This is a genomic window from Methanospirillum sp. (assembly GCF_028679455.1).
GTDB lineage: Archaea > Halobacteriota > Methanomicrobia > Methanomicrobiales > Methanospirillaceae > Methanospirillum.
Genome location: NZ_JAJRBM010000163.1, coordinates 1 through 4,451, shown reverse-complemented (window position 1 = coordinate 4,451; position 4,451 = coordinate 1). Strand labels below are relative to the sequence as shown.

2 protein-coding genes are annotated in these 4,451 nt (G+C 46.5%); one reads left to right on the top strand and one right to left on the bottom strand.

What is annotated here, in order from left to right:
* Positions 1–116 precede the first annotated feature (116 nt).
* Positions 117–866 (bottom strand): MBL fold metallo-hydrolase, encoded by a 750-nt coding sequence (locus LUQ50_RS05570; RefSeq protein WP_300037420.1) that lies wholly within the window; start codon positions 864–866, stop codon positions 117–119.
* A gap of 162 nt (positions 867–1,028) precedes the next feature.
* Here LUQ50_RS05570 and LUQ50_RS05565 point away from each other — a divergent pair.
* Positions 1,029–4,451: PAS domain S-box protein (locus LUQ50_RS05565; protein ID WP_300037423.1), on the top strand; the 3,423-nt coding region annotated here is incomplete at its 3' end.

The following is a 4,451-nucleotide window of genomic DNA, read 5'->3' as shown; positions in this document are numbered from 1 at the left end:
TGGTTCTTGTTCTTGCTGAAGCGATCTGGAAATGGAATGTCCTGCTCAATGAACAAAAAAATAGTGTGGTTACTGGTTGAATTTTGGGAACTTTTTATCGAATGAGTTTCAGTGCTTCAGAGTTCGATGACCATACCATCCTCTCCGATGATCAGGTCATCAGCCTTTTCTACCGTTTTTTTGATATCCCGTCTTTTCTCAATTGTTGTGTACAGGTCAGCAGCAAAATGAACAAGTGCAAGTTTTTTTGCCCCTGCAGTTTCTGCCGAAGTTATCGCCATCTCCGGGTTCATATGTGGCCATGCTGGGGTATCATGTCCTGGAAGATACGAGCATTCTGATATCAGCAGATCTGCATGATTTGCAAGTTTCAGGAAGTTATCACATGGACCGGTATCAGTGCAGAAGGTGATGATCTTACCGAGTTCTAACCGGTACCCGTATACTAACTGAGTATGGATAAGAGGAGCGGTAGTAACCGGAATCACGAGTTCTGATCTTCCTTCCGGGAGATCGACAATGGTAACCTGATAGGAGAGTTCTGCTACCGGAACGGTAAACGGGTACCCAATGAACCTGGTGAGCAGTTCTTTGGTCCCCGGTGGTCCGTAGATAGTAAGGCCGTGAGTAAATCTCAACCTGGCAAGTGCATGCATCCCGCATATATGATCCAAATGAAAATGGGAGAGGAACAGGCAGGCAGGTATCTGTACTTCAGGACAGATATCAGCAATCTTATGAATTCCGTCTCCTGCATCGAGGATGATAGCGAGATCAGGGGTTTGAATAAAAATGGATAGGGTATTGCCTGTTTCTGTTGAGTACCAACCGTTTGTTCCTAACAGGGTGATTCTAATGGGTTTCATACTGTTCTGATCCATTGGTTGTACCTGATATCAAGGCTGATCCTCATTGTTTCCCGGCAAACTCTGTGGAGATCCATCCTCCTTATCAGCATAAGGGAAAAGTCTATCAGGTTTTCGAAGAGATTACCAACACTGAAGTGGGGGTGCGGATCGTTGTTCTCGGTGCTGTATGTTGATGATGAGCAGATGCTCCTTGATATCTGCAAAATATTTCTGGAACGAACCGGAGACCTCCGGGTACAGACCGAATCATCGGTACGCAAAGCTCTTGATCGTATCTCCTCTGAGACCTTTGATGTCATCGTTTCAGACTTCCAGATGCCTGAAATGGATGGTATTGAATTTCTGAAAAAGATTCGCGCCAGTAATAATACCACCCCCTTTATCATCTTCACCGGCAGGGGCAGAGAGGATGTGGCTATTGCAGCACTCCGGGAAGGTGCCGATTTTTACCTGCAGAAAGGAGGAGATCCCACATCACAGTTTGCTGAACTGAGTAATCAGGTACGGCAACTGGTCCGCCAGCGTAGAGCTGAAGCAGCAGTCCGGGAGAATGAACAGAAGTATCATGCCCTCTTTGAATATGCCCTTGATGCTATCGTTCTTCTCGATAATAATCTGATTGTGGAATGCAACCCGCAGATGGCACGTCTCTTTGGAATACCGCGTGAACGACTCCTGGGCTGTAGTCTATCAGATCTCTCACCCCCGTATCAGGAGGATGGTTCTTCTACAAACGAAACGCTTTTGCATCGGTTATCAGTCGCCCTATCAGGCGAATCACAGTTTTTTGAATGGAAATACCAGCGGAGCGATGGCTTCCTGTTTGACTGCGATATTGCACTAACCCGGATTTTAGTCAATGATGTGTATCTGCTGCTCGCGGTCATGCGGGATATTACCGCTCGTAAAGGGAATGAGGCAGAAATAAGGCGAAAAACGGAAGAACTTGCTGCTTCATATGAAGAACTGCTCAGCACCGAAGAGGAACTTCAGGCTCAAAATCGGACCATAACCAGTAATGAACAGGCACTTCGTGATAGTGAAGCCAAGCTGAATGCGATCATCCAGGGATCGCCCATCCCTCAGTTTGTGATCGATACAGATCACCGGGTGATCCACTGGAATAATGCGGTTGCAATTTATACTGGAATTACTGCCTCTGAAATGATCGGTACCGATCAGCACTGGCGGGCATTTTACCCTGAAAAACGGCCGGTGATGGCAGACCTCCTGCTGGATGGAGCTGCTGATCATCTTCAGGAATGGTATGGGGATATCTATGCCCGATCACCACTGGTTTCTGATGCCTATACCGGTATTGACTTCTTTCCGAATCTGGGAGAAGATGGGATATGGCTCTCATTCACCGCTACTCTTATCAGGAACGATTCTGGAAGGGTGATCGGAGCACTTGAAACACTTGAGGATATCACCAGCCAGAAGAAGGCGATGCTTGCCCTTGCTGAGAGTGAATCGCGGTATCGGGGAGTTATTGAAAACCTTCAGGACATCTTTTACCGAAGCGATCTGAAAGGAAACCTGATCATGATAAGTCCGAGTGCTCTCCCTCTTTTAGGATATGATTCTATGGGTGACCTGCTTGGCAAAAATATCTCCTCTGATTTCTATAAACATCCTGATGAGCGTAAATTTTTTGTTTCAGCGGTTTTTTCAACCGGCTCGGTGACGAATTTCGTGGTCACGTTGAAGAAGCGTGACGGAACCCCGGTTCCGGTATCAACGAACAGTCATATCTACTACGATGCAGACGGAAAACCAGCAGGGATTGAAGGGACATTTCGTGATATCTCTGCTCAATTAGCAATAGAAGCCAGAATCAGACGCAGTGAAGCAATACTGGCCGCAGTCGTTGGGGAATCTCCGGTCCCCCTTTTCGTCATCGATTCAAATCACCGGGTTATTCACTGGAACAAAGCAATTGAGCAGTATAGCGGGATCCCTGCATCTGATATAATTGGGACAGATCAGCACTGGCGTGCCTTTTATCAGACAGAGCGTCCTTGTCTTGTAGATCTCCTGGTTGAGAATAACATAGCAGATATCCCCCGATGGTATGAAGGAAAATTTGCCCCATCCCGGTTGATTGATGGTGCATATGAGGTTGTTGACTTCTTCCCTGATATCGGAAAAGATGGGTACTGGCTGTACTTTACCGCAGCCCCGATTCGTGATGGAGATGGGAAGGTTATTGGAGCAGTTGAGGTACTTCAGGATGTTACTGAACAGAAGAGGGCTGAAGAAGAGATTCAGACCCTGACCAGGTTCCAGGAGAGTATCATCATGAATGCCAATGTCTGGTTGATGGTACTTGACGAGCAGGGCAGGATCCTGATCTGGAATCACGCAGCAGAGGAGATTACCGGGTACCTAGAAAGTGAGGTCTCTGGTCAGTCATGGATCTGGAAAGTTATCTACCCGGATTCTGAATACCGGAAGAATCTCACTTCGGGTATCTCCCGGATCATTGGGGAGAACCGATATCTTCAGGATTTTCATACTACTATCCTGACGAAATCAGGAGATAAAAAGGAGATTCTCTGGAATACCAGACTTCTTCGGGATCCCTCGGGATCCCGGAGGTATGTTGCTATCGGAATAGATATTTCTGCACGGATTTGTGCAGAACAGGCGCTCTTGGAGAGTAAGAATACCCTGAATGCGATTGTAAAAGGATCTCCTATCTCTCAGTTTGTGATTGACAAGAACCACCTGGTTATTCAGTGGAATAAAGCACTGGAAAGATATTCAGGGATTCCGGCAGATACGGTTGTAGGGACCGATCAGCACTGGCGTGCCTTTTACTCGGAAAAACGTCCGTGTATTGCAGATATGGTAGTTGATAATGCAGATGTCACTTCGGAGTCCCGGTATCCTGAACATTATGAACGTTCTGATCTGGTAGATGGTGGGTATCAGGCGGTTGATTTCTTCCCGATGATGGGAGCAGGAGGATCCTGGTTATTCTTTACTGCCGCTCCTATTCGCGACGAGCATGGAACAGTAATTGGTGCGGTTGAGACCCTTGAAGACATCACCGAGAGGAAAATTGCTGAGCATGCTTTGATGGAGAGTGAGGAACGTTTCAGAACCCTTTTTAATAATGCAAATGATGCAATCTTCCTTCATCGGTTATCAGATGAGGGTATCCCTGGATTCTTTATTGAGATGAACGAGACGGCGTGTAATATCCTCGGGTATACCAGGGAAGAACTGCTTTCCATGACTCCTATGGATATTGTGCCAGAACTAACGAAGGAGGCAGATCTTAATAATTCAAAGATCCTGCTGTCACGTGGCCACGTGACCTTTGAGACTCTCTATCTTACTCTGGATAAGAAAGAGATTCCTGTTGAGATTAATGCGAGCGTGTATGAGTTCAAAGGAGAACGAATGGTCCTCTCCAATGTCAGAGATATTTCTGAACGAAAACGATATGAGTCTGCAATCACGAATGCAAACAATAAATTGAATCTTCTTTCGAATATCACCAGGCATGACATTCTGAATCAACTGACTGCCCTCTCCGGGTATCTGGAGATATCTGAGGATCTCACCGACAGC

Bases quoted from the DNA above. Each gene is read 5' to 3' on its own strand.
- LUQ50_RS05570 (WP_300037420.1), bottom strand. From the start codon at position 866: ATGAAACCCATTAGAATCACCCTGTTAGGAACAAACGGTTGGTACTCA.